Raw genomic sequence first — 22,801 nt, 5'->3', positions numbered from 1 at the left:
CGCGTATCTGGGCGGCGGTGCCGCCGCTCTGCTCCTTCACACGGGGACCTGGTCCTCACCCGGAGAGGAGAGCAGATGGCAACCGGAGAGTTCCAAGTGATGAAAGTGCCGGCCGAGCAGCTGGCCGGCGCCCTTCACGGCCAGGTTGTCGATCCGGGCGCGCAGCCCACGACCGTCGTCAGGCGCGGCGAGGGATGGACCGTGGACGTGAGCTGGGAGGTGTCCGGTGAGCTCATCGACTGGTTGCAGGGCCGATGGCAGCTGGAGATCATCGCCGACTTATTGGGCGGTGGCGAGAGCCGACATCCTTCGCCTCCCGTGGAGTTGACGTTCACCCCGGGATCGGGCCGATATACCGCCTCGATCCCGATGCGCGGCCAGCTCGCCCCCGGCACCTATGACCTCGTGGTCAACCTCACCACCATGACCGCCGCCGGCACCGCGGGGGCGCTCGGCGGCTTCGTGGTGCTCAGCAAGATCCTGGTGAAGGAGTGACGGCGGAGTCAGCGAAGACGGCGGTCCAGGAGCAGCGCGCCCCGGCCGGCCAGCAAGGAGGAGCACCACCGGCGCAGGTCGGCCGGTTTGGGCCCGCTCACCTGGCCGCCGTCCAGCAGGTCGGCCCAGTCCAGCAGCGACTCGGCGAGCATGAGGGGCACCTCACGCCGCTCGTGCACCTCGGCGGCGGCCTCGAAGTGCTCGGCCGCGCGCCGAGGCTCGCCCATGATGACGCACAGGTGGGCCAGGTAGTGGTGGCCGCAGTGGTGGGCCACCGTCGAGTGCCCGAACGTGTCGCCCTCGCCGGCCAGCGCGTCGTGGAGCCGCGCGGCCAGGTCGGGACGGCCGAGCCGGCCGGCGGCCACGGTCAGGTTGTCGAGCGCGGGGCGGTGCGCCATGTTGCGTGGCGGGACCGCGCCCCCGTCGGCGAGGATGCGCTCCAGCAGCGGGCCGGCCTCCTCGTCGTCCAGCTCGCTCAGGTAGCGCAGCACCGCGTGCACGGGGTCCGCGCGGGGCGCCTGCGCGGCGCGGCGCAGCCGGTCGCGCAGCTCCCACAGCCGGCCCTGGAGCCGCCGGATCTCGGCGATCTGCTCGGAGTAGATGGCCACGGCCTCCAGGCGGCGGCCGATCTGCGAGCCGAGCCGCAGCGCCGCCTCGGCCTCGGACTCGGCCTGCGCCAGGTCGCCCTGCATGAGGGTCAGCCCGGCCCGGGAGTAGCCGACCAGCCAGTGCAGGTGCGGCTGCGCCAGCCGGTGGGCCAGCTCGTCGGCCCGGTCGAGCAGGGTGGCGGCGCGGGCGGCGTCGCCGCTGTCGAGGACCGGCGGGGTGCGCTGGACGTAGGCGTGGAACAGCGCGAGGTCGTCGCCGGTGCGGCGGGCCGCCTCCAGCATCTCGTCGCCGTCGCGGTGGCGCTGGTGCAGCGGGTCGGCCGGGATGATGGTGAGGCTGCGCAGGCCCAGCACCAGCGCGAGGGTGCGCGGGTCGCCCGACTTGCGGGCCAGCGCCACCGCCTCGTCGCTGAGCGCGAAGCGCCGCTCCCCGTCGGGGGCCCAGATCAGCTCGGCGGCCAGGTTGGCGGCCAGCAGCGCGCGGGTGCTGACGTCGGTCGAGTCGACCTGCCTGCGCGCCTCCTCCAGCAGCGCGATGCGCTGCCGGTCGAGGGCGGCGTTGATGCCGGAGAAGGCGACGCCGCCGAGCGCGGCGGTGACGACGAGGTCGCCGCGGCCGCTCTCCAGCGCGAGGTCGGCGGCCTGGCCGAGGGTGGCCCTCGCCTCCGGGTGCCCGGCCAGCCACATCGCCCGCCCGCAGTCGACCAGCAGCTCGGCGCGGCGCTCCGGGGGCGTGCCGGGGGTGTCGTCGAGCAGGTCGAGCACCCGGCGGTACCAGGTGACGGCCTCGCGGTGGGCGAGGCCCTTCAGCGCGTGCCCGGCGGCGAGGACCCCGGCCTCTGCCGCCGCGCTCACCCGGGCCGGGTCGCGGCCGTGCTCGGCGGCGGTCATCAGGTGCCGCGCCACGACGTACGGGCGCGTCTCCATGGCGCGCGGGTCGGCCTGGCACAGCGCGTCGGCGACCTTGCCGTGCAGCAGCCCGGCCCGCGGCGGCGAGAGCGTGGCGTAGAGGGCGTTCCTGGTCAGCTCGTGCGGGAAGCTGCACGCGCCGCGCGCGGACATGGCGACCAGGCCCGCGCCCAGCGCCGCCTCGGCCGCGGCGACGAAGCGGGCCTCGTCCAGGCCGAGGGCGGCGCGCAGCTCGGCCGACTCCATGCGCTCGCCCACGGCCAGCACGCTGACCAGGTCGCGGGCGTCGGTGTGGAGCTGCGCCAGGCGGGCCCGCACCATGCGGGTGACGGAGTCGGGCACGCCGAGCGCGTCGAGCTCCTTGCCCGCGGTCAGCTCGCGGGCCATCTCGCTGACGAGGAAGGCGTTGCCGCCGGTGACGCGGTGCAGCAGCTCGGCGTCGGCGCCGGGGCGCACCTCGGCCAGCACGTCGGCGACCTCCTCCAGGCCGAACGAGGCGACCTGCAGCACGTGGCCGTCGGCGGTCAGCTTGAGCAGCTCGGGCATGGCCGTCTCGACCGGCGCCGGCCGGGAGGTGGCCAGGATGAGCAGCGGCATGGCGTCGGCGTCGTACATGAGGGCGTTGAGCATCTGCAGCGACTCCAGCGTCGCCCACTGCAGGTCGTCGATGACGAGCAGCACCGGGCGCACGGTGGTGAGCCGCTCGATGAGGGTGCGCGCGGCGGCCATCAGGTGGTAGCGCTCGGAGACCGGCTCGGTGGCGGGCGGCACCTCCAGCGACAGCGGCGGCGCGGCGAGCGACGGCGCCAGCCGGACGAGCTGGCCGCACTGCTGGTCGATCCCGGCCCGCAGCAGCAGCGCGGGCGAGGTGCGGGCCAGCCGCTCGACGGCTCCGGCGATCGGCTCGTACGCCTGCCGCGCCGGATCGGTGCACCGCCCGGCCAGCACGGTGAACTGCCGTTTGAGCGCCTGCCTGGCCGCCATCGACGCGAGCCGGGTCTTGCCCACCCCCGGCTCGCCCTGCAGGATCACCAGCCCGCTGCCGAACTCGGCCGCCGCGAGCTCGGACTCCAGCGCCCGCAGCTCCTCGCCGCGGCCGACGAAGGTCAGCTCCCGCTCGCCGGCCAGCCAGGTCGGCAGCGCGCCGCTCTGGTGGTGGTCGGCGTTCTGCCAGTGCAGCTCGTAGGTGTGCATCGGCTCGCGCAGGCCCTTGCCGGACATCCGGCCGAGGTCCTTGAACTCGTGCCGGCTGCGGCCCTGGGCCAGGCGCCGCACCAGGTCGGTGCAGAGCACCTGCCCGCCTTCGGCGATCGCGACCAGCCGGGCCGCCTCCACCGTGGGCAGCCCGGACACGTCGTCGTGGCCCCAGCAGACGTCGCCCGCGGCGAGCGCCGCCTTGATGGAGATCTTCTCCAGGGCGCGCTCGTTCTCGTCGGCGACCGCCTGCTCGACGGCGATGATCGCGTCGAGGCCGGCGGTCGCCGACCCGAAGACGGCCATGAGCCCGTCGCCGAGGCTCTTGGTGAAGGTGGCGCCGTTGGCCTGCGCCACCGAGCGGAGGAGCTGGCGCAGGCGGCGGAAGACGTCGTTGGCGCGTTCCTCGCCCAGCCTGATCCGCAGCGCGGTCGAGCTCACCACGTCGGTGAACAGGATCGTCGCCGTGGTGAGGGTGCCTGGTTCGTGCGGGACGCTCACGCGCGCAGCCCCTTTCGCCCCTGCGCGGGCGCTCGTTCGGTCTTGCGCACACTCTTGCGGACATTCTTGCGGACGATGCGCCGGATCTCACGTGATTTGACCGCGGCCTTCGACTGCCTGATCCGCCAGGCGCCGGCCAGCTCGGGCGGGATACGGAAGGCGGCCTGGCCGTCGGAGTGGCGGTCGACCAGGGCGACCACGAGATGCCGGCCCACCCTGCGCACCAGCCCGCGCACCACGCCGTCGACCGCGCGGCCCAGCCACGGCCGCCGGTGCGCCGCCTTGGCCAGGGCGAACAGCGCGGTGAACCACCACGCGGGCGGCGGCACCTCCAGCAGCTCGGGCACCCGGTCGGCGCCGTGACGGGCGTCGCGGAAGACCCAGTGCACCAGGCTGCGCGGCAGCTTGCGCCAGCCGAGGTGCATGAACTCCTCCATCTCGGCCAGCAGCATGGACATGAGCAGCCGGCCCTCGGGGCTGGACTCGTACAGGCGGCCCATGCGCTCGCTCACCGGGGTGACGTCGTCGAGGGTGAGCGGCCGGTCGCGGCACGCCTCCACGCCCATGAGGTGGCCGAAGACGCTCCACGTGTAGAGGTGGGCCTCGCGCTGCTCGTCGGTCAGCGTGACGCCCATCGCCTCCAGCGCCTCCCAGGTGACGACGGTGAAGTCGAACAGGGTGGCCAGCAGCAGCTCCTGGTTGACCGGCGGGCCGAACCGCTCGGTGTCCCAGTGGTCACCGTAGCGCTCGTCGACCAGGGCGCGTACGAACGAGTGCAGGATGCGCAGCCCGAACGCCGTCGTGTGGCCGGGGCCGCCGGGCAGCAGGCTGTTCGTGGCCTTGAGCCCCATGACGTCCACCAGCATCTGCCCGGTCTCGGCGACGCGGCGGGTGAGGCCGTGCGTGGCGAGCTGCGAGACCCCGGCCAGCACGCGGGCGCTGGAGACCTCGACGTACGCCATCGGCAGGCACTTGCAGAACAGCGCGGCCGACTGGTAGAGCCCGTAGTCGGCGAACACCGCCTGGCCCTTGGCCAGCAGCTCGGCGTCGCGGCCCCATTCGGGCAGGTCGGCGGCGAAGTCGAGGGCGTCGAAGATCTCGGAGGCGGGCGGCCGTCCCGAGGGCTCCCTGGCCTCCTTCTTGGCCTCCCCCAGCTCCTTGACCACGGCCTTCACCAGGTCCAGCGGGCCGAGGCCGTCGTCGCGCTCCTTGAGGTGGCGGGCGACGACCTCGTCCATCTCGGGGTCGGCCATCTGCCTCAGGTGCCGGAACCTCTCCTCCGGCCAGCGCTCGTGGGCATCCTCGTGTCGGTTCATTGTCCCCGTACTCCAGATTCGGTCAGAGGCCGCCCCGCCTGCGCAGTGCGGCGACGTCCAGCAGCGTGATCGTGCGGCCCTCGATGGCGATGAGCCCCCGTGACACGAGCGACTGCAGCGCCCGGTTGACCGCCGGCCGGGTCGCGCCGATGAGCGCGGCCAGGTCCGACTGCGTCAGGCCGGGCAGGTCCACCACGGCGTCCGCCCTGCCGTGCTTGCCGGCGAGCTCCAGCAGGAGCTTGGCCAGCCGGCCGCCGAGGTCGAGGAAGGCCAGGTCGGCCGCCTGCCCGGTGAGCCGGCGCACGAGGTGCCCCAGCAGGTGCAGGAACTCGTCCGCCAGCGCGGGATGCTCGCGCATCAGCTCCAGCAGCCGCGCCCTGGGCAGCGCGAACACCCACGAGGGGCGCACGGTGACGATCGACGCCGAGCGCGGCGAGCCGTCGAGCAGCGCCATCTCGCCGAAGGTGTCGCCCCTGCTCAGCATGTTGAGCACGATCTCGTCGCCGTGCTCGGTGGTGAACACCACCTTGACCAGGCCGTCCAGCATCGCGTAGAGGGACTCCCCCGGGTCCCCCTGGTGGAAGATGATCTGGCCCGACCGGTAGCGGCGGGCCAGTCCGGCCCGCAGCGCGCTCCTGACGCCGTCCTCTCCGAGTACGCGGAACAACGGGATCTCCGCCAGCGCGGCGGCGAGCTGCTGACCGTCCTGCGGGGGCCCGCTGAACCCGTTCATGCCAGAACTCTAGGCCGCAATCGGCGGCCCGGCAGTAACCGGTAAGCGATCTCTTCCACGTCTCGAATGTGACGAGGAACACATCCGTACTGTCACGGACGCGACAGACGTCGCGGATCGTCCGGCGGACCGTTGGAGGGCCGGTCGGAAGTGGCCCCCCGAGTAGCCGTACCGGCGAGGAGTGGAACATGCAGTTGGAGACCGTCGACCGCCTCGACACGGGCGCTCTGGTGACCGCCGCGCAGCAGGGCGACGCCGACGCCTGGGAGCGGCTGGTCGAGGAGTTCACCCCGATGCTCAAGGCGCGCATCCGCCGGTTCAGGCTCGGCCACGAGGACGCCCAGGACGTGCTGCAGACCACCTGGCTGCTGGCCTGGCAGAACCTGAAGAGCGTCGCCGACGGCCAGCGCATGGCCGGCTGGCTGGCCACGATCGCCTTCCGCGAGTGCCTCAAGCTGACGAAGAGGACGCGCGAGATCTGCACCCCCGACCTCGACACGCTCGGCAGCACCGACGACGTCGACAGGGAACTGGCCAGGATCTGGCTCGCCGGGACCCTCGAAGAGCTGGTCGAGGGGCTGCCGGACGCGCAGCGGGTGCTGTTCAGGGCGCTCACGGAGACCTCCGAGCCGCATTACGTGGACGTGGCGCGCAGGCTGGGCAGGCCGGTCGGGAGCATCGGGCCCACCCGTGCCCGCTGTTTCGCGAAGCTGCGCGGGATGCTCCAGGCCCGCGAGATCACCAGGGACTTCCTCGATTGATCCATCCGGCCGCTCATCTACGTGGCGCTCCGGTCGAACGGGATCGCCTCCAGGAACGGCTCGAAGTCGAAGTGGGCCATCTCGAAGGCGTCGGCGTCGCTCTCGGACGGATAGCGGTAGAGCCTGCGCCGGATGCCCGGCAGGCTCGGGTCGCGGTCGAACATCTCGCCGATCGCGTCGGGCACCAGGCCGAGCCGCATCTCCTCGGCGAGGCCGGCGGCGAGCTTCTGGTCGAAGGGCACCTCGTAGAGAGCGGCCACCGTCTGGTAGACGCGGAAATAGCTGACGATGAAGCGCATGCGGTCGGGGTAGGACACCCAGTTGGCCACCCCGGCCGTGGCCGCGTCGCGGTCCTCGGTGATGAACTCCTCGGCGAGCTTGCGCACCCGCTCGTCCTGGATCGGCGCCCACGCCTGGTCCAGGTCGACGCCGTCGGGGGCGGTGAGCGGGCGGCCCACCCTGATGTCGCTGAGCGGGGTACGCACGGCGAACAGGTGGCGGGTGTAGAGCCCCGCCCACAGCTCCTCCAGCTTGCGGGTCAGCCAGGGCTGGTCCTCGTGGCGGGCGGAGTAGAGGGGGAAGGGGGCGTACGGGCGGCGGGTCACGAGCGCGCGCAGCGAGCGCCACGACCCCCGGGTCAGCCACCGGACCGGCCGGTAGAGCACCAGCTCCAGGGCCCTCTGCGCGCGTTTCTGCTCGTACGCCGACAGTGCGACGTTGGCGCCGAACATCAGCTCCGCGCGTACCTCGGGGTCGCTCGCCTCCCTGGCCTCCAGCAGGAGCTGGGCGGCGTCGCGGAGGTAGCGCGGGTCGGCCGGCTCCAGCAGCCCGGCCAGGAACTCCGGCGGCGTCGGCGTCAGGTCGGACTCGGGGCTGACCCGGAGGAACCCGTCGGGGGTGTCGTTCCGCCAGAGGTTGACGGCGAGGCTGGCGGTCTCCAGGAAGATCGCCCGGTTGGCCAGCGCGAGGCCGAGCTGGTAGCTGGGGCCGAGCAGGGTGAGCAGCGTGGCGCGGAAGAGGCGGCGCAGGCGGCGTGGCACCCGGAGGCGGCGCCCGAAGTCCTCGATGAACGGGGAGTCGGGCGTCAGGTCGAGGCTCTCGCCCACCGCCTTGGAGGTCCAAGTGGCGTAGCAGTACCAGTTGTTGCACGCCTGGCCGAGATATTCGGAAAGGTCCCCCGCGACCCGGTGGTAGGCGTAGGCGATGACCATCGCCTCGAGTGCCGGGCTCCGGTCCTGGTAGGCGGCGATGCGGAGCACGTCGTCCGCGGTCATCCGGGTCTCGGGCATGGGGGGTGTCTCCCGTTCGCTGGTCCCTCGCCTCGAAGAGTTCAGAGCGTCCCCGAGGGCGTCAGATACAGCCCGGCGGCCAGCTTGACTCCCCGTGGCCGGCCGGGGCGTCGAGCCTAAAAGGGGCCGCTTGCGAAGGGCTTGCAGGTTGATCAGCGCGGGTTGGTGAACCCCGGGCGGCTCAGACGGCCAGGGTCTGGCCGGCCTCGATGGCCTCGCGGACGCTGCGCGCCAGGGTCTCCTCCAGCGCGTCGCCGTGCGCGGTCAGCGCGGCCATGCCCTCGGCGTCGTCGGTGGCGGCCAGCAGCGCGCGGTACTTGTGGTTGTTGTCCAGCGCCTCGCGGGCGCGCAGGGCGGCGTCGGCCTCCTGGACGCGGCGGGCGTACCGCTCCAGGCCCTCGACCCGGGCGGTGACGGCGGCAAGGGAGCGGTCGAGCGCCTCCTGCTGGGGGTCGAGCACGGCCCGCAGCTCGTCGGTGACCAGGCCGTGGCGGGCGGCGTCCTGCTCGTGCTGGAGCTCGTGCTGGACGCGCAGCAGGCGGGCGATCTCCCAGACCTGCCGGGGCAGCAGCACCTCGTTGGCCACGACGTCGAGCAGGTGGCGGCGCATGGCCTCCGACCGCTGGACGACGCGGACGGCGCGGCGGGCACGTTCCAGCAGGGCGCGGCCGGGCGGGGAGAGCTCGGCGACGGTCACGAACCGTTCGCGCAGCGGCGAGGCGCGGGGGTCGCGGCCCAGCCGGGGGATGTGGCAGTCGAGCACGGCCAGCCGCTGCTCGGCGTTCAGCTCGGGGTCGAGCACCAGGTCGACGGTGCGCCTGACGTGCTCGCGCTCGCGGTCGAGCCGCAGCGCCTCCTCCTGGCTCAGGGCGCGGTGGCGGAGCACGTCGTGGGCCACGACGAAGCCGCACAGGATGATGGGGGCGAGCAGCACCACGATGACCGCGGCGATCGGGCCTAACTCGACAAAGAGGGTGAAACCGGTCAGCAGGACCCCGACGGACGCGACGAGCGACGCCAGCGCCCAACCCCATCCTCTGGCCACGCCGTCCCCTCCGGAGCGAGTACCTGCAGTGCCCTGGATGCCACAATAGCCGCCACTTCCGACAATCCGCGGCGATACCGCGCCATCTAGGGGCGCCGGGGAGACACCTCAGCGAAGGTAGGAGGCGCCGTTCAGGTCGAGCACCGCGCCGCTCGCCCACTCGGCCTGCGGCGAGGCCAGGAAGACGACGGCCGCCGCGATCTCCTCCGCCCGCGCCACCCGCCCGAACGGGCTCTGCGCCCGGATGGCGTCGCCCCGCGGCGCCTTGAGGTGCTCGTTGGTCATGTCGGTCTCCACGAACCCCGGCGCCACCGAGGCGACCGCGATCCCGTGCGGCGCGAGCGCGACGGCCAGCGACTGCCCGAGCGCGTTGAGGCCCGCCTTCGAGGCCCCGTACGCCGGGCTGTCGGGCTCGCCGCGGTAGGCCCCGCGCGAGGAGACGTTGACGACGCGCCCACCGGCGGGCATGTGGCGGAGCGCGCAGTAGGTGACGTTGGCCGCCCCCAGCAGGTTGACGGCCAGGGTGCGCCGCCAGGCGTCCTGCCACTCCTCGTACGACACCTCGGTCACCGGATGGGAGAAGAAGACCCCGGCGTTGTTGACCAGCACGTCGATGCGCCCGAGCGCGCCAGCGGCGGCGTCCACCATGTCGCGGACCTCACCGGGATCGGCGAGGTCCGCCCGGACGACGGCGTGTCCCTCCCCGGGCAGCTCGCCGAGCAGCCCGTGCGCCTCCGCCGCCGAGTCGCGATGGTGGACGGCCACCCGGTCGCCCTGCGCGGCGAAGGCCGCCGCGACGGCCCGCCCGATCCCTCGCGACGCGCCGGTCACGAGCACTCCACGTCCGCTGCTCACCCGCCGCACACTAGCAGCGCTCAGAACCGGCCCGACCGGCGCGCATTGCCAGCGCTCAGAACCGGCCGGACCGCCGCAGACCGGCCGGCCGGCCGTCCGGGTCCACCGCGAACCGGTAGAGGGGCATGGCCAGCGCCTTCTGCAGCCTCGACAGGGTGGGCGCCGGATGCGGGCGCAGCCGCCCCGCCGGACGCGGCCCCTCCTCGCCGCCCCGGTGCCACTCCTCCAGCCGGGACGCGGCCCGCTCGAACGCCCCGAAGGCCGCGGCCGGGTCGCACAGCTCGTCCCGCTCGTCGTCCGGCAGGTCCAGGTGCTCGGCCATGAGGGTCAGCCGCAGGTCGCGGGCGAAGCGCAGCGCGCCGTACGGCGGGCGCGGGTCCTCCCGCTCGTCCAGCACCGCGCAGCTCAGCTCCGAGTCGTACGTCCACGAGCGCAGGTTGACGTTGTCGGAGCCGACCGTGGCCCACACGTCGTCCACCACGCAGACCTTCGCGTGCACGTAGATGGGGGTGCCCCGATGGTTCTCCAGGTCGTAGACGGCGACCCGGTCGCCGCCGGCGGCCCGCAGCCGGGCCAGGGCGTCCGCGCGGCCGATCAGGCTGGCGGGGCCGGCCAGCAGGCCGTCCTGGTCGGGATGGCGCGGCACGACGACGATCATGCGCAGGCCGGGCTCGCGCTCCAGCGCCTCCGCGAACGGCTCGATGACGTCGGTGGACCACAGGTACTGGTCCTCCAGGTAGACGAGGGAACGGGCGCGGGCGAGCACCTTGCGGTAGGCGCGGGCGATGCTGCGCTCGCCGTCCGGCGCGAACGGGTAGCGGTCGCGCCGCGCCGGATACGTACGCAATAACTGCACGGCGTGCCGCCCGGCCGGCGGCGGTGGCGGGCCCGGCTTCGGCAGCGGCGGGGCGTCGTCGAGCCGGCCCACGTGGTCGCGCAGGCGGCGCAGCGGATCGCGGGTCTCGGGGGCCGGGTCCTCCCAGCGTTCGCAGAAGACCGCCTCCACCTCGGCGACGGCCGGCCCGTGGATGGCGACCTGGACGTCGTGCCAGGGCGGGCGGGGGCCGTACACGGAGGGCATGGGACAGCTCTGCGGGTCACCCAGGTGGTCGGCGTCGTCACGGCGGCTGTGGCACAGGTCGATGCCGCCGACGAAGGCGACGTCCCTGGTGGGGTCGCCGTCGTGGCGCAGGATGACGAACTTCTGGTGGTGCGCGCCGCCCGGCTTGGTCCGCGTGTCCAGCAGGGCCTGGCCGCCGGAGTTCTCGATCTCCCTGCCGAGCCGGCGGTTCTCGGCCGAGCTGAAGCGCAGCAGGTCCATGTGGGAGCGCCAGATGAGGCCGCGTACGAGGGCGCCGCGCCGCGCCGCCGCGGCCATGGCCTCGCTCACGGTCGGCCCGTCGGGGGTCAGGCGTTCGTCGGGGTCGCCGCGCCAGTCGGCGAACAGCAGCAGGTCGTCCTCGCCGAGCCCGTCCAGGCAGGACCGCAGCTCGGCGAAGTAGGTCGCGCCGTGGACGAGCGGGCGTACGTCGTTGCCTGTCGTCCACGGGCCGAGCTTGGTCGCGCCGTTGCCGCGTTCCTCCTCGGTCAGGAACCAGTCCTCGATCCGCATTCGGTACCGGTTACCCCGTACGGGGGCGGTGATGTGCCGATGCGCCCGATCCGACCGTCGTGCCTGGTCAGCCGGTTCCTATCCTGGAAACGTGACGGCGAAGGGGGGCCGTGATGATCGAGCTGGACTGCTGGGAGGTGTTCGACGCCGCTCCGGTCGCGCTGGCGGTGCTGTCGCCGGAGCTGGACATCGTCGCGGTGAACCGGGTCCACGAGCGCATCCTCGGCCGCTCCCGCCGGGAGTGCGTCGGCCGCAACATCTTCGAGGTGTTCCCCGGCGGCTCCTGGCCACAGGGCGTGGAGGCGCTGCGGTCCTTGCTGCGGCGGGTGCTGGACGGCGTCGAGAACGAGGCCGAGGTGCTGCTGCTGCAGCGCTTCGACGTCGAGACGCCGGGCAACCCGGACACCGCGCCGGAACGCTACTGGAGCGTCGCCTGCTCCCCGCTGCAGGGCCCTGACGGCACCACCTGCGCGGTGATCGTACGCATGGAGGAGGTGACCTCCTTCGTCGAGCGGATGCGCGAGGAGAGCAGGTCGGAGCCTTCAGAAGCCGGGTGGACGCACGCGGCGGCGGTCGAGGCGCAACTGTTCGCCAGGACCGCCGAGCTGCAGGAGGCCAACCTGCGGCTGCGCGAGTCCGAGGCGCGGGAGCGGCAGATCTCCGACGGGCTGCGGGAGATGGTACGCCGCCAGCGCCAGGTGGTCGCCGACGCCTCCCACGACCTGCGCGGCCCGGTCACCGGACTGCGGGCCAGGCTGGAGGACGCGCTCGCGGACCCCGAGAGCGACACCCGGGAGATCCTGCAGGCCGTCGTACGCGACGCCGACCGGCTCGGCGCCATCATCGGCGACATGCTGGAGCTGGCCCGCATGGAGACGGGCGCGCCCGCCCCGGCCGAACCGGTCGACCTGGCCCTCCTGATCCGCGGCGAGCTGGCCCACCGCGTCTCCAAGGCCACCACCGTCACGTGCCTGGACCCCGGGGTCGTGGTGAACGCCTCCCCGGTCCGGCTGGCCCGCATCCTGGACAACCTGCTGGCCAACGCCGAACGCCACACCCGTTCCCGGATCGAGGTCAGCCTCACGGCCCATGACGGCGAGGCGGTGCTGGAGGTGACCGACGACGGGCCCGGCATCCCCGACGCCGACAAGGAGAGGGTCTTCGTCCGCTTCTTCCGCCGTCCGGACGCCCGCCTCCGCGACCCGGGCGGCACCGGGCTGGGGCTGCCGATCTCGCGCCACATCGCCGAGGCCTACGGCGGCACACTGAACGCCGCCGACCGCACCGACGGGGGCGCCGGAGCCCGCATGATCCTGCGCCTGCCGCTGCTCACCCCTGACCGGTCGGCTCTGGGCCGCCTGCACGTCAGCCCGCTCGGACGCTGACCCGCGCGCACTCCTTGCACCCTGCCGGCACCACCCGCGTCCCGGTACGCCCGGTACGCCGGTCCCGCGGCCCCCTCGGGCAGGTCGGCGAGCACCTTCGCCAGCTCCCAGGCCGGGCTCGCCGGCCCGCAGTTCTCCCGGTCCAGCACCACGATCCCGCCGTCGGCGGCGCGGCGGACGTTCTCGGGGGTGATGTCACGGTGACAGGTGACCACGGCCGCCGCCGGGTCGGGCGGCACGATCAGCTCATCCAGCGCCGCCAACTCCCCCGCCAACGTCCGTAACGCCCCCGGCCCCCTTGGCCCGCCGCCTCCGCCGCCGGTACTCCTGCTTCATCCACCGCCGAGGCCCCAGCACGTCCTCGCACTCCCGCATCCCCGGCATCGTCCCCACGGTGATCCGTCCCACGATGTCCCCGCCGAACCACTCCGCCGCGGCGACAAGCTGGTCCCGTACCTCGTCCAAAGGCCCGTACCCGTACCGCCGACACCGCTCAAGCAGCCACTCAACCGCCTGCTCCGCCCCCTCACCCGGCCCCTCGTCACCAGGCAGCCGAGGCGGCAACGGCCGTACGTCGAGCCGATGCCCCCACACCCCGAACCCCGCCCGCACCCGCTCCGCACAACGCCCCCGGACGATCAGGTATCCATGACCCGGCTCCCCCAGAACGATGTCGTCACCCACCAGAGCGAGCAGCCGCTTCTCGAACGTCCGCCGCCCCTTACCGGGAAACACCCGCACCAGGATGTGCTCCGGCCCGTAAAACCCGTTCGCCCCACAAAACCGCCACAACTCGCCCCGCCACGGCCACTCATCCACGTCCATGACCTCGGATCCTCACCGCCCCACGACCACCTCGCAACCACCACGCCTCCCTGACTGTGGCCGCGTTGTGCCTGCCCGGCCTTTGGCGTGCTCGCGGCACCGGATCAGGCTCGCGCCGGGGACCGGACGGGAAGGTTCGGGAATATGATCCCGCGCAGAAGGACGCCCGTCGCCGGCCGTATCGTGATGTTCGCGCGGTGGCGAGCCGCGGCCCGGGTCGTACGACCTCCCATACCGAGCGAACCAAGGGCCGTGGCCGAGTGGGTGTTGACGAGGGAGGCCGGTGGCTGGGCGGTGCGCCGCTCCGGTGACCACGACGGCGGCGGCTGTCCGGCGTCACGTCCTCCGCCCGCCGCCGTCGTGGTCGGCGCGGGCAGGCGGAGCCCTTTACGAAGTACAGATGCCGCTCGGTCGCGGGCGCGGCGCACGATGTCCGCTAGACGGCAAAAACTCCCAGGAGATGACCTCTCCTGGGAGTGTTCTGCGTGGTGGGCGATACTGGGATCGAACCAGTGACCTCTTCGGTGTGAACGAAGCGCTCTCCCGCTGAGCTAATCGCCCTCCTGCCGGCCCCTCGCGGTGCCGACGGGGAAAACCATACCGCACTCCGGCACCTGCTGGCGAAGCGAAGCGGCCGGGAGCCGGGTGTCGGGCGGGTGCCGGGCGGGGGCAGGGCGGGGGCAGGGCGGGGGCAGGGCGGGGGTCGGAGGGGTGTCTGGCGGTGGCGGCGGAGGGATTCAGGGTGAAAGGCGGCGGTTGCCCACCGACGAGTGGGGTCGGTGACATACCATCGTCGTGTCCCGGAAGTGGACGGTCGCGATCTTTCTTGAGAAACGTTCATGATCGGCCGTTCCGGGGCAGGCTCGACAGCACGCAAAACCCTTGCAAATGCGACCCCGATTGTTGCCGTTTAGCCTGGTAGATGCCTGAATGTCCAGCTGTGATGTGCGTTACAGAAGGCCCCTGAGGCGGAATCTTTCCTACGGGTTTCTTCGTTCCGCGTCATAGCTCAGGACGAAGTCCGTCAGAGCAGTGAAAGCCCCGAAGAGGGGACCTACGACGAAAAGGTTTGGCTGACGATGAACAGCACCACCGTCTCCGCCGAGCTTGGCCTTCGGCTTGTGGTCCCCGACCGTACAACCGTCCCCCTGCTCGCCGGACTGAGTTACACAGCCGACGACCCTTACGCCATCCGCATGGCCTTCCACGTAGGGAATGACGAGCCGGTCGAGTGGATCTTCGCCCGCGAGTTGCTGACCGTGGGCATCGTCAGGCGTGTCGGCGACGGCGACGTGCAGGTCTGGCCCGCGCGGGCCGACGGTGAGCGCACGCTGCACATCAGCCTCACGTCCCCGTTCGGCCAGGCCCTGTTCGAGGTGCCGCTGGCGCCGCTGACGGAGTTCCTGCACCGCACCTACGAGAAGGTGCCGGCGGGGCGCGAGACCGACTTCATGGACCTCGACGCCGAGTTGACCAACATGTTGTGGCCGTCCTGAGACACCACTAGACAGACCGCCGAAGGGGCGGGCCCGTCCGCGGGCCCGCCCCTTCGCATGCCGTCTCAGGAGGCCGGCAGGGACGTCATGGCCGCGCGCATGCGGGCGATCTCGATGCTCTGTCCCGAGTAGACGTCCTTGGCCAGCAGCCGCATGCGGTGGTCGCGGCCTCCGGTCAACTCCTCCTTGGCCATCTTCACGGCGCCCTCGTGGTGGCGGGTCATGAGCTGGAGGAACAGGCGGTCGAAGACGTCGCCGCGGGCGGCCCGCAGCGCGTTCAGCTCCTCCTCGGAAGCCATCCCGTAGCCGGGGCCCATGGAGGTGTGGTCGTGCCCGGCGGGGGCGGGGCGGCCCAGGTCGGCGAGCCAGCTCGTCATCGCCCTGATCTCGGGGGTCTGGGCGGCGGTGATCGCGCGGGCGACCCTGCGTACGACGTCCGTCGTCGTGCGCTCCTCGACCAGTGAGGTCATCTCCAGCGCCTGCCGGTGGTGCGGGATCATCGCCTCCGCGAAGCGTACGTCGGCGGCCACGGTCGGCCGCGGCGTCCGGCCCACCCGCTCCCCCGGCGTCGCGGTCCGCGCGGGCGACCCCGGGCTGCCCGGCACGATCACGGGCGCGTCGGTGCCGATCGCGGACGGCTGGCGTACGTCCTCGGCGGCGCAGGCGGCGGTGGAGAGGACGCAGGCAACGCAGGCGGCGAGCACCGAAAGCGCCTTAACTGTGATGAATGCCGTACGCGGCCGCGAACCTGCTGACATACCTTCCATAGTGAGCTACGAGACAAAGGGGAATGCGCGTTGATCTCTGCCAAGCTGCGCGGAGCGGCGTCTGTCGCGGCGATGCTGCTGCTGACCGCCGCGTGCGCGGGCGGCCCGTCGGCCTCAGGGGAGCCGGCGAGCTCAGCCACCTCCCAGCAGGAGACCAGCGCTCCAGGGGACCGAGCCCCGGCCGGGGACGGCGTCACCACCAGCGACAACGTCAAGCAGGTCGCGCAGGTGCCGAGGACCGCCCCGTTCGACGGCCGGGACGACATCAACACCGACCTCGCCTTCCAGGGCGACTATGCCTTTCAGGGCAACTTCGGCGGTTTCGCCATCTATGACATCAGCGACCCGAAGAACCCCAAGACCGTCACCCAGGTGGCCTGCCCCGGCCAGCAGAACGACGTGTCGATCTACCGGAACCTGCTGATCCTCTCCGTCGACGAGCCGGTCTCCGGCCCGGAGTGCGACGCGGACGACGACGAGCCCGCCTGGGAAGGGCTGCGCATCTTCGACGTGAGCGACAAGGCCAGCCCGCGCTACGTCGGCGCCGTCGCGACCGACTGCGGCTCGCACACGCACACGATGGTGCCCGCCGGCGAGACGCTGTACGTCTACGTCTCCTCCCCCGGCCCCGAGCCCGAGTCGCGGACCTGCCCGCCGCCCCACGAGCTGATCCAGATCGTGGAGATCCCGATGCAGGCGCCGCAGTCGGCGCGGGTGGTGGCCAAGCCCGACATCTTCCCCGAGCGCCAGCACGACGAGATGCTCTCGGGCTGCCACGACATCACCGCCTACCCGGAGAAGAAGCTGGCCGCGGCCGCCTGCTTCGGCGACGGGGTGCTGCTCGACATCGCCGACCCGGTACGGCCGAAGGTGCTCCAGCAGCTCACCGACACCGAGAACTTCTCGATCTGGCACTCGGCGACGTTCAACAACGACGCGACCAAGGTCGTCTTCAGCGACGAGCTCGGCGGCGGCGGCCAGGCCACCTGCGACCGCAACACGCCGCGCACCAAGGGCGCGAACGCGGTGTACGACCTGGTGAACGACAGGCTGGAGCTGCGCGGCTACTTCAAGATCGACCGTGAGCAGCAGCAGGACGAGAACTGCGTGGCCCACAACGGCTCGCTGATCCCGGTGCCGGGCAAGGACATCATGGTCCAGGCGTGGTACCAGGGCGGCGTGTCGGTCTGGGACTTCACCGACTCCTCCGCCCCGAAGGAGATCGGCTTCTTCGAGCGCGGCCCGCACAAGCCTCCGGCCATCGCGGGCTCCTGGTCGGCCTACTACTACAACGGCTACATCTACTCCAGCGACATCATGGAGGGCCTGGACGTCCTGGAGATCGACGACCCGCTCACGAACCCCGCCAAGAAGGTCAAGATGGACGACTTCAACGTCCAGACCCAGAAGAGCTACTGAGGCGAGGCCCCGGCCGCGCCGGACGCGCGGCCGGGGCCAGGGCTCACGCCGGTCACGGGTCCAGGTCGGAGGCGGCGCGCTCGGCGAAGACCCTCATGGCCTTGCTGGTGATCGGGCCGGGGGCGATCGGCAGCTCGGTGTCGTCCACGAGCTTGATCGGCTGCACGTCGCGCGTGGTGGAGGTGAGGAACGCCTCCTCGGCCTCGTACAGGGCCGACAGCGGGATGTCGGTCTCCTCCCCGCCGAACCACTCCAGCACCAGCCCGCGGGTCACGCCCGCCAGGCAGCCGGCCTCCAGGGTGGGGGTGACCAGGCGCCCGTCGAGGACGAGGAAGACGTTGGAGCCGGTGCCCTCGCACAGGTTGCCGGCGAGGTTGCCGAAGACGGCCTCGCCGCCGCCGCGCTTCTTGGCGTACAGGAGGGCCTTGGCGTTGTCGCCGTAGGAGGTGCTCTTGACGCCGGAGAGCGCGCCGCGCTCGTTGCGCGGCCAGGGGACGACGGTGACGTTCGCGGTGGCGGGGAACGGCTTCTGCTCGTCCACGATGACGACCGTCGTGGTGCCCTCGTTGCCGCGGTCGGAGCCGAGGGGGCCGGGGCCGCTGGTGTAGGTGACCCGGATGCGGCCGAGCGCCCAGTCGGGGGCCTGCTCCAGGAGGCGGCCGATGCCGTCGGCGATGGCGGCGACGTCCGGCTCCGGCAGGTCCATCCGCTGGGCCGAGAGCTTGAGGCGGTCGAGGTGCCGGGTGAGCGCGAACGACCGGCCGTGCACGAGCTTGATGGTCTCGAAGACGCCGTCGCCGACCATGAGCCCGTGGTCGAAGACCGAGACGGTGGCCTGCGCGGGGTCGATCAGCTCCCCGTTGACCCAGACAGGGATGTTCATTCGTTTCCTCCTGTGGATGCCAGGGCTATGAGCCTGGCTGCTTTGAGCTCGGTCTCGAGCCATTCGCGCTGGGGATCGCTGCCCCAGGTGATGCCCGCTCCCGTGCCGAACCGGATCTCGCCTGCCGAGATCTGGAAGGTTCTGATGCCGACGGCCAGCGCCGCCGTGCGTCTGTCGGCGTCGACCCAGCCCACCGTGCCACAGTACGGGCCCCGAGGCGCGGCTTCGAGCTCGTTGATGATGCGCAGCGCGGACGATTTGGGGGCTCCCGTGACCGATCCCGGCGGGAACGTCGCGGCGAACAGCTCCGGCCAGCCGACCCCGCGCGCGAGCCTGGCGCGTACGGTCGAGACGAGGTGGACCAGCCCGGGGTGCTCCTCGACCACGCACAGCTCCGGCACCTCGACCGAGCCGACGGCGGCCACCTGGCCGAGGTCGTTGCGGACCAGGTCGACGATCATGACGTTCTCGGCGTGGTCCTTCGGCAGCAGGTCGGCGGCGGTGACGCCGGTGCCCTTGATCGGCCGGGACTCGACGACGTCGCCGTCGCGCGCGAGGTAGAGCTCGGGCGAGGCGGTCACCACGCTGAGGCCGGGGACGCGGACCACCCCGCCGTACGGGGCGGGGTTGCCCTCGGCGAGCCGGGCGGCCAGGGCGAGCGGGTCGGCGGCGGGCGGCAGCGGGGCGGTCAGGATCCGGCACAGGTTGGCCTGGTAGACCTCGCCGCGCTCGATGAGGGCGCGGATGGCGCGTACGCCGCGCTCGTAGGCGTCCCGGTCGAGAGAGCTGCGCCACTCGTCCGGCTTTGGACCGTGCCAGGGCACGGCGGGACGGGGCAGCGGCGCGGGGCGCACCTGGTCGAAGCGCGCGCACGTCACCTTGCCCTCGTAGTCGACGACGACGGCCCACCAGCCCTCGCCGTCGAGCGCGGCGAGATCGGTGGTCACGTCCCGAAGCCCGGTGGCCAACCTATGACCTAAGTGGGCGAATGCGTCGTACACAGTTCCCATTCTTCCAGGAGCCGGACGAATTCCAGCGCGGCGGGGAGGGGGTCTTCCGGCAGGGCCGCGTACACCCTGCGCGCGGGGGCCTGCCCGCGCAGGGGCCGCAGCACCAGTCCGGCCGGTACGGCGCGGGCGGCCAGCTCGGGCACGAGCGTCACGCCGAGCCCGGCGGCGACGAAGCCGAACTTGCCGGTCCATTCGGCCACCCGCAGCCCGCCGCGCGGCGCGAACCCGGCGGCGGCGCACGCGGCGAGCAGCAGCGTCGGCTGGCCGCGCGGGGCGGCCTCGATCCACGTCTCCCCGGCCAGGTCGCGCAGGTCCACCTCGGCCTCGGCGGCCAGCCGGTGCCCGGTGGGCAGGGCGACCAGCAGGCGGTCCTCGCGCAGCGGCACCAGGCGGCCCGCGTCCGCGGCGGGCAGCCCCGCCGGGTAGTCGCTGACGACGGCGGCGTCCAGCGCCCCGGCGCGCAGGCGCGCCAGCAGCTTCGTGGTCAGCCCTTCGACCAGGCGCAGCTCGACGCCGGGGCGGCGGGCGGCGAAGCGTCTGAGCGTGCCGGGCACCAGGTCCACGTTCGCGGTGGCGAACGCGCCCAGCCGCAGCGTGCCGCCCCGGCCCGCGTGCAGGGCGGCCAGCTCCTCCCCCGCCCGTTCCAGCCGGTCGAGCACGGCGACGGCGTGCCGGTGCAGGGCGGCCCCCGCCGGGGTGAGCCGGACGCCGCGGGGCAGCCGTTCGAACAGCGGCCCGCCGGCGGCCCGTTCGAGTGCGGCGACGCGGCGCGAGACTGCGGACTGGGTGTGGCCGAGCAGCTCGGCGGCGGCGGTGAAGGATCCGCTCCGCGCGACCTCGTCGAGGAGGCGGAGCGCGGCGGCGTCGAAGGCATTCGTGTCAAGCATGGCTGGCATGCAATCTAGTCGGTGGTGGAATACCGGACTTACCGCTTCACTGGCCCGCATGATTGCTTTTCTCGGACAGGGACGCATGGGCGTCCCCATGGCCCGGCGGCTGGCGGCGGCCGGGCACGACGTCACCACCTGGCGGCGCGGCACGGGCGTCACCGCCGCCGCGGCGGTGGACGGCGCGGATCTGGTCATCACGATGCTGAGCGATCCGGCGGCGGTGCGCGAGGTGCTGACGGCGGCGCTGCCGGGGCTGCGGCCGGGCTCGACGGTGGTCGAGATGTCCACCATCGGCCCGGAGGCGGTGCGGGAGCTGCGCGCGCTGCTGCCGGCCGGGGTGGGCCTGGTGGACGCGCCGGTGCTGGGCAGCGTCGGCCCGGCGGCCGAGGGCACCCTGACGGTGCTGGCCGGCGGGCTGGCCGGCGGGCTGACCGGTGGTGACGGCGTGGACGTGGCGCGCTGTCGCGAGGTGCTGTCGGTGTTCGGCACGGTGCGCGAGCTCGGGCCGCTGGGCGCGGGCGCGGCCATGAAACTGGCCGTGATGAACGCGCTGGTGCCCGCCCAGGTGCTGCTCGCCGAGACGCTGGCGTACGGGGAGGCGCACGGCGTGGACCGCGAGGCGCTGTTCGACGTGCTGGCGCTCACCCCGCTGGGCGCGCTGGCCGAGCGGCTGCGCGTGCCCGCCGCCGAGACCCGCTACTCCCTCGCCCACGCCGCCAAGGACCTGGAGCTGGGGGCGTGGGAGGGCGCGAGCGTGGCGGGGGCCGCCCGCTCCCGGCTGCAGGAGGCGCGGGCGGCCGGGCTGGGCGAGCGCGACCTGACCGCCATCGCCACCCACGTGGGAGAGGGCCAGCAGGCCGGCGGGCGGGCGGTGCCGCTCAACCTGGCGACGGTCCCGGCCACGAACGGGATGTACTCCCACGCGGTCCGGGCCGGCGACACGCTCTACATCTCGGGGGTGGCGGCCTTCGACGAGCGCGGCGAGATCGTCGGCGAGGGGTCGATGGCGGCCCAGACCGAGCACGTCTACCGGGTCATCGAGCGCATCCTCGCCGACCAGGGGGCGGGGTTCGGCGACGTCGCGTTCATCCGTACGTATCTGACGGACATGGACGCCCGCGCCGAGCACGGCGCGGTGCGCCGCAAGTTCATCACGGGCACGCCCCCGGCCAGCACGACGGTGGAGGTGTCGCGGCTGTTCATGCCGGGGCTGCTGCTGGAGGTGGACCTGATCGTGGCGCTGCCGCCCCGGGTCACGCCAGGGGGCCGGTGACCCGCTCCACCGCGGCGACCACGCCGCCGTCGGCGACCAGGCGGACGGCGGCGTCGATCTCCGGCGCCAGGAACCGGTCGGGCCCGGGGGCAGGGACGGTCTCGCGCAGCGCCCGCACCACGGCCGCCGTGGCGGGCGCGGGCTCCAGCGGGGCGCGCAGGTCGAGCGCGCGGGCGGCGGTCAGCACCTCGATCGCCAGCACGCGGGTGAGCCCGTCGATCGACCTGCGCAGCTTGCGCGCCGCCGACCAGCCCATGGACACGTGGTCCTCCTGCATGGCCGAGCTGGGGATGGAGTCGACGCTGGCGGGCACCGCCAGGCGCTTCAGCTCGGAGACGATCGCGGCCTGGGTGTACTGGGCGATCATGTGCCCGGAGTCCACACCGGGGTCGTCGGCGAGGAAGGCGGGCAGCCCGTGGTTGCGCGCCACGTCGAGGAACCGGTCGGTACGCCGCTCCGACATCGAGGCCAGGTCGGCGGCGACCACGGCGAGGAAGTCCAGCACGTACGCGAGGGGCGCGCCGTGGAAGTTGCCGTTGGACTCCACCCGGCCGTCGGCCAGCACGGCCGGGTTGTCCACGGCGCTGGCCAGCTCCCGCTCGGCCACGGTGGCGGCGTGCGCGAGCGTGTCGCGGACCGCGCCGGCGACCTGCGGGGCGCAGCGCAGCGAGTAGGCGTCCTGGACGCGGGTGCACGCCTCCGGGTCGCGGTGGCTGGCCATGATGCCCGACTCGCGCAGCACCTTCACCATGTTGGCGGCCGAGCTCGCCTGGCCGGGATGGGGGCGCAGCGCCTGCAGCTCCGGGGCGAAGACGCGGTCGGTGCCGAGCAGCGCCTCGACGCTCATGGCGGCGCTCACGTCGGCGGTGCGGACCAGGCGGGTGAGGTCGTGTACGGCGAGCACGAGCATGCCCAGCATGCCGTCGGTGCCGTTGATGAGCGCCAGGCCCTCCTTGGCGGCCAGCTCGACGGGCTCGATGCGGGCCTGCTTCAGCGCCTCGGCGGCGGGACGGAGGTCGCCTTCGCGGTCGCGGACCACGCCCTCGCCCATGAGCGTGAGCGCGACGTGCGCGAGCGGGGCGAGGTCACCGGAGCAGCCGAGGCTGCCGAACTCGTGCACGACCGGGGTGAGGCCGGCGCTGATCAGGGCGGCCAGGGTCTTGGCCGTGACCGGGCGGATGCCGGTGTGGCCGGTGGCGAGGGTGTGCAGGCGCAGCAGCATGAGGGCGCGCACGACCTCGGTCTCGACCTCGGGGCCGTTGCCGGCCGCGTGCGAGCGGACGAGGGAGCGCTGGAGCTGCGCGCGCAGCGCCGGGTCGATGTGCCGGGTGGCGAGGGCGCCGAACCCGGTCGAGACTCCGTACGCGGGAACAGGACTCTCGGCCAGCTCGTCCACCCGCTGGCGGGCGGCGCCCATGGCGGCCACGGCGTCGTCGGTGAGCCTGACCGCGGCACCGTGGCGGGCCACGTCGATCACGTCCTGGAAGCTCAGCGGCTCCGGGCCTACGGCCACGACTCCGTTGTCGCGCATGGTG

Annotated in this window: 19 protein-coding genes, 1 tRNA gene and 1 pseudogene; 6 read left to right on the top strand and 15 right to left on the bottom strand. The window is 73.0% G+C overall.

Going from position 1 to position 22,801, the window contains the following annotated elements; genetic code table 11:
* Positions 1-75: 75 nt before the first annotated feature.
* On the top strand, positions 76-495 hold the full coding sequence (locus tag BMW85_RS18605; RefSeq protein ID WP_091082702.1) for a hypothetical protein: 420 nt from the start codon (positions 76-78) through the stop codon (positions 493-495).
* 8 nt (positions 496-503) lie between these two features.
* On the opposite strand, the gene BMW85_RS18600 is transcribed toward BMW85_RS18605, so the two are convergent.
* Genes BMW85_RS18600 through BMW85_RS18590 form a run of 3 tightly spaced genes read right to left on the bottom strand, consistent with a single transcriptional unit; the run spans position 504 to position 5,756 of the window.
* Positions 504-3,707, bottom strand: coding sequence for an ATP-binding protein (locus BMW85_RS18600; protein WP_091082700.1), 3,204 nt, complete (start codon positions 3,705-3,707; stop codon positions 504-506).
* The gene (locus BMW85_RS18595; RefSeq protein WP_091082699.1) at positions 3,704-5,023 is read right to left on the bottom strand and encodes an oxygenase MpaB family protein; all 1,320 of its coding nucleotides are present in this window, start codon (positions 5,021-5,023) and stop codon (positions 3,704-3,706) included. The genes BMW85_RS18600 and BMW85_RS18595 overlap by 4 nt, the downstream gene beginning before the upstream one ends.
* A gap of 22 nt (positions 5,024-5,045) precedes the next feature.
* Entirely contained in the window at positions 5,046-5,756 is a 711-nt protein-coding gene (locus tag BMW85_RS18590) for a Crp/Fnr family transcriptional regulator (RefSeq protein WP_091082697.1), read from the bottom strand.
* 188 nt (positions 5,757-5,944) lie between these two features.
* Here BMW85_RS18590 and BMW85_RS18585 point away from each other — a divergent pair, with 188 nt between their 5' ends.
* Entirely contained in the window at positions 5,945-6,517 is a 573-nt protein-coding gene (locus tag BMW85_RS18585) for an RNA polymerase sigma factor (RefSeq protein ID WP_091082696.1), read from the top strand.
* 17 nt (positions 6,518-6,534) lie between these two features.
* Here the strand turns inward: BMW85_RS18585 and BMW85_RS18580 are convergent, their stop codons facing one another.
* From BMW85_RS18580 to BMW85_RS18565, 4 genes are all read right to left on the bottom strand, one after another.
* The gene (locus tag BMW85_RS18580) at positions 6,535-7,806 is read right to left on the bottom strand and encodes a hypothetical protein (RefSeq protein WP_091082694.1); all 1,272 of its coding nucleotides are present in this window, start codon (positions 7,804-7,806) and stop codon (positions 6,535-6,537) included.
* 181 nt (positions 7,807-7,987) lie between these two features.
* On the bottom strand, positions 7,988-8,851 hold the full coding sequence (locus BMW85_RS18575; RefSeq protein ID WP_091082693.1) for a hypothetical protein: 864 nt from the start codon (positions 8,849-8,851) through the stop codon (positions 7,988-7,990).
* A 108-nt stretch (positions 8,852-8,959) separates the two neighbouring features.
* Positions 8,960-9,706 (bottom strand): SDR family NAD(P)-dependent oxidoreductase, encoded by a 747-nt coding sequence (locus BMW85_RS18570; RefSeq protein WP_091082692.1) that lies wholly within the window; start codon positions 9,704-9,706, stop codon positions 8,960-8,962.
* A 55-nt stretch (positions 9,707-9,761) separates the two neighbouring features.
* Positions 9,762-11,318 (bottom strand): phospholipase D family protein, encoded by a 1,557-nt coding sequence (locus tag BMW85_RS18565; protein ID WP_091082691.1) that lies wholly within the window; start codon positions 11,316-11,318, stop codon positions 9,762-9,764.
* Between the two features lie 113 nt (positions 11,319-11,431).
* Between BMW85_RS18565 and BMW85_RS18560 the strand changes: the two genes are divergently transcribed.
* Positions 11,432-12,703, top strand: a complete 1,272-nt coding sequence (locus BMW85_RS18560; protein WP_091082690.1) for a PAS domain-containing sensor histidine kinase — start codon at positions 11,432-11,434, stop codon at positions 12,701-12,703.
* A gap of 83 nt (positions 12,704-12,786) precedes the next feature.
* Here the strand turns inward: BMW85_RS18560 and BMW85_RS52560 are convergent.
* The 3 genes and pseudogenes from BMW85_RS52560 to BMW85_RS18545 form a co-directional block, all read right to left on the bottom strand.
* Positions 12,787-12,918 (bottom strand): annotated as a pseudogene (locus BMW85_RS52560) (phosphotransferase); the annotation flags it as partial.
* A gap of 31 nt (positions 12,919-12,949) precedes the next feature.
* The gene (locus BMW85_RS18550; protein WP_091082687.1) at positions 12,950-13,528 is read right to left on the bottom strand and encodes a hypothetical protein; all 579 of its coding nucleotides are present in this window, start codon (positions 13,526-13,528) and stop codon (positions 12,950-12,952) included.
* A gap of 486 nt (positions 13,529-14,014) precedes the next feature.
* Positions 14,015-14,089 (bottom strand) — tRNA-Val (locus BMW85_RS18545).
* Positions 14,090-14,607: 518 nt separating this feature from the next.
* Here BMW85_RS18545 and BMW85_RS18540 point away from each other — a divergent pair.
* Positions 14,608-15,024: an SsgA family sporulation/cell division regulator gene (locus BMW85_RS18540; protein WP_020547189.1), complete on the top strand. Its 417-nt coding sequence runs from the start codon at positions 14,608-14,610 to the stop codon at positions 15,022-15,024.
* A gap of 65 nt (positions 15,025-15,089) precedes the next feature.
* On the opposite strand, the gene BMW85_RS18535 is transcribed toward BMW85_RS18540, so the two are convergent.
* A complete protein-coding gene (locus BMW85_RS18535; RefSeq protein ID WP_091082686.1) occupies positions 15,090-15,728 on the bottom strand; it encodes a DUF305 domain-containing protein in 639 nt (212 codons plus the stop codon).
* Between the two features lie 93 nt (positions 15,729-15,821).
* Here BMW85_RS18535 and BMW85_RS18530 point away from each other — a divergent pair, with 93 nt between their 5' ends.
* A complete protein-coding gene (locus tag BMW85_RS18530) occupies positions 15,822-17,210 on the top strand; it encodes an LVIVD repeat-containing protein (RefSeq protein ID WP_091082685.1) in 1,389 nt (462 codons plus the stop codon).
* A 52-nt stretch (positions 17,211-17,262) separates the two neighbouring features.
* Here BMW85_RS18530 and BMW85_RS18525 read toward each other — a convergent pair whose 3' ends face one another.
* The 3 genes from BMW85_RS18525 to BMW85_RS18515 are packed head-to-tail and all read right to left on the bottom strand — an operon-like array spanning position 17,263 to position 19,990.
* Complete coding sequence (locus BMW85_RS18525) at positions 17,263-18,093, bottom strand: aminotransferase class IV (protein ID WP_091082684.1); 831 nt, start codon at positions 18,091-18,093, stop codon at positions 17,263-17,265.
* Positions 18,090-19,040: a chorismate-binding protein gene (locus BMW85_RS18520; RefSeq protein ID WP_245774895.1), complete on the bottom strand. Its 951-nt coding sequence runs from the start codon at positions 19,038-19,040 to the stop codon at positions 18,090-18,092. Before BMW85_RS18520 ends, BMW85_RS18525 begins: the two co-directional genes overlap by 4 nt.
* Positions 19,041-19,069: 29 nt before the next feature.
* Positions 19,070-19,990 carry a LysR family transcriptional regulator gene (locus BMW85_RS18515; protein ID WP_245774894.1) on the bottom strand — a complete coding sequence of 307 codons (921 nt, stop codon included), beginning with the start codon at positions 19,988-19,990 and terminating at the stop codon, positions 19,070-19,072.
* Positions 19,991-20,048: 58 nt separating this feature from the next.
* On the opposite strand from BMW85_RS18515, the gene BMW85_RS18510 reads away from it, so the two are divergent.
* Entirely contained in the window at positions 20,049-21,266 is a 1,218-nt protein-coding gene (locus BMW85_RS18510; RefSeq protein WP_091082681.1) for an NAD(P)-binding domain-containing protein, read from the top strand.
* Here BMW85_RS18510 and hutH read toward each other — a convergent pair.
* The gene (gene hutH / locus BMW85_RS18505; protein WP_091082974.1) at positions 21,247-22,797 is read right to left on the bottom strand and encodes a histidine ammonia-lyase; all 1,551 of its coding nucleotides are present in this window, start codon (positions 22,795-22,797) and stop codon (positions 21,247-21,249) included. The genes BMW85_RS18510 and hutH overlap by 20 nt on opposite strands.
* Positions 22,798-22,801 lie beyond the last annotated feature (4 nt).

It is taken from the genome of Nonomuraea wenchangensis, from assembly GCF_900111685.1.
GTDB lineage: Bacteria > Actinomycetota > Actinomycetes > Streptosporangiales > Streptosporangiaceae > Nonomuraea > Nonomuraea wenchangensis.
Note: the sequence above shows the minus strand (reverse complement) of the source record. Positions and strands in the feature narration are given on the sequence as shown.

Excerpts from the sequence above, each read along its gene's own strand:
- BMW85_RS18605 (WP_091082702.1), top strand. The coding sequence starts at position 76 with ATGGCAACCGGAGAGTTCCAAGTGATGAAAGTGCCGGCCGAGCAGCTG.
- BMW85_RS18595 (WP_091082699.1), bottom strand. The coding sequence starts at position 5,023 with ATGAACCGACACGAGGATGCCCACGAGCGCTGGCCGGAGGAGAGGTTC.
- BMW85_RS18590 (WP_091082697.1), bottom strand. The coding sequence starts at position 5,756 with ATGAACGGGTTCAGCGGGCCCCCGCAGGACGGTCAGCAGCTCGCCGCC.
- BMW85_RS18585 (WP_091082696.1), top strand. The coding sequence starts at position 5,945 with ATGCAGTTGGAGACCGTCGACCGCCTCGACACGGGCGCTCTGGTGACC.
- BMW85_RS18580 (WP_091082694.1), bottom strand. The coding sequence starts at position 7,806 with ATGCCCGAGACCCGGATGACCGCGGACGACGTGCTCCGCATCGCCGCC.
- BMW85_RS18565 (WP_091082691.1), bottom strand. The coding sequence starts at position 11,318 with ATGCGGATCGAGGACTGGTTCCTGACCGAGGAGGAACGCGGCAACGGC.
- BMW85_RS18560 (WP_091082690.1), top strand. The coding sequence starts at position 11,432 with ATGATCGAGCTGGACTGCTGGGAGGTGTTCGACGCCGCTCCGGTCGCG.
- BMW85_RS18550 (WP_091082687.1), bottom strand. The coding sequence starts at position 13,528 with ATGGACGTGGATGAGTGGCCGTGGCGGGGCGAGTTGTGGCGGTTTTGT.
- BMW85_RS18540 (WP_020547189.1), top strand. The coding sequence starts at position 14,608 with ATGAACAGCACCACCGTCTCCGCCGAGCTTGGCCTTCGGCTTGTGGTC.
- BMW85_RS18525 (WP_091082684.1), bottom strand. The coding sequence starts at position 18,093 with ATGAACATCCCTGTCTGGGTCAACGGGGAGCTGATCGACCCCGCGCAG.
- BMW85_RS18515 (WP_245774894.1), bottom strand. The coding sequence starts at position 19,990 with ATGCTTGACACGAATGCCTTCGACGCCGCCGCGCTCCGCCTCCTCGAC.
- BMW85_RS18510 (WP_091082681.1), top strand. The coding sequence starts at position 20,049 with ATGATTGCTTTTCTCGGACAGGGACGCATGGGCGTCCCCATGGCCCGG.
- hutH (WP_091082974.1), bottom strand. The coding sequence starts at position 22,797 with ATGCGCGACAACGGAGTCGTGGCCGTAGGCCCGGAGCCGCTGAGCTTC.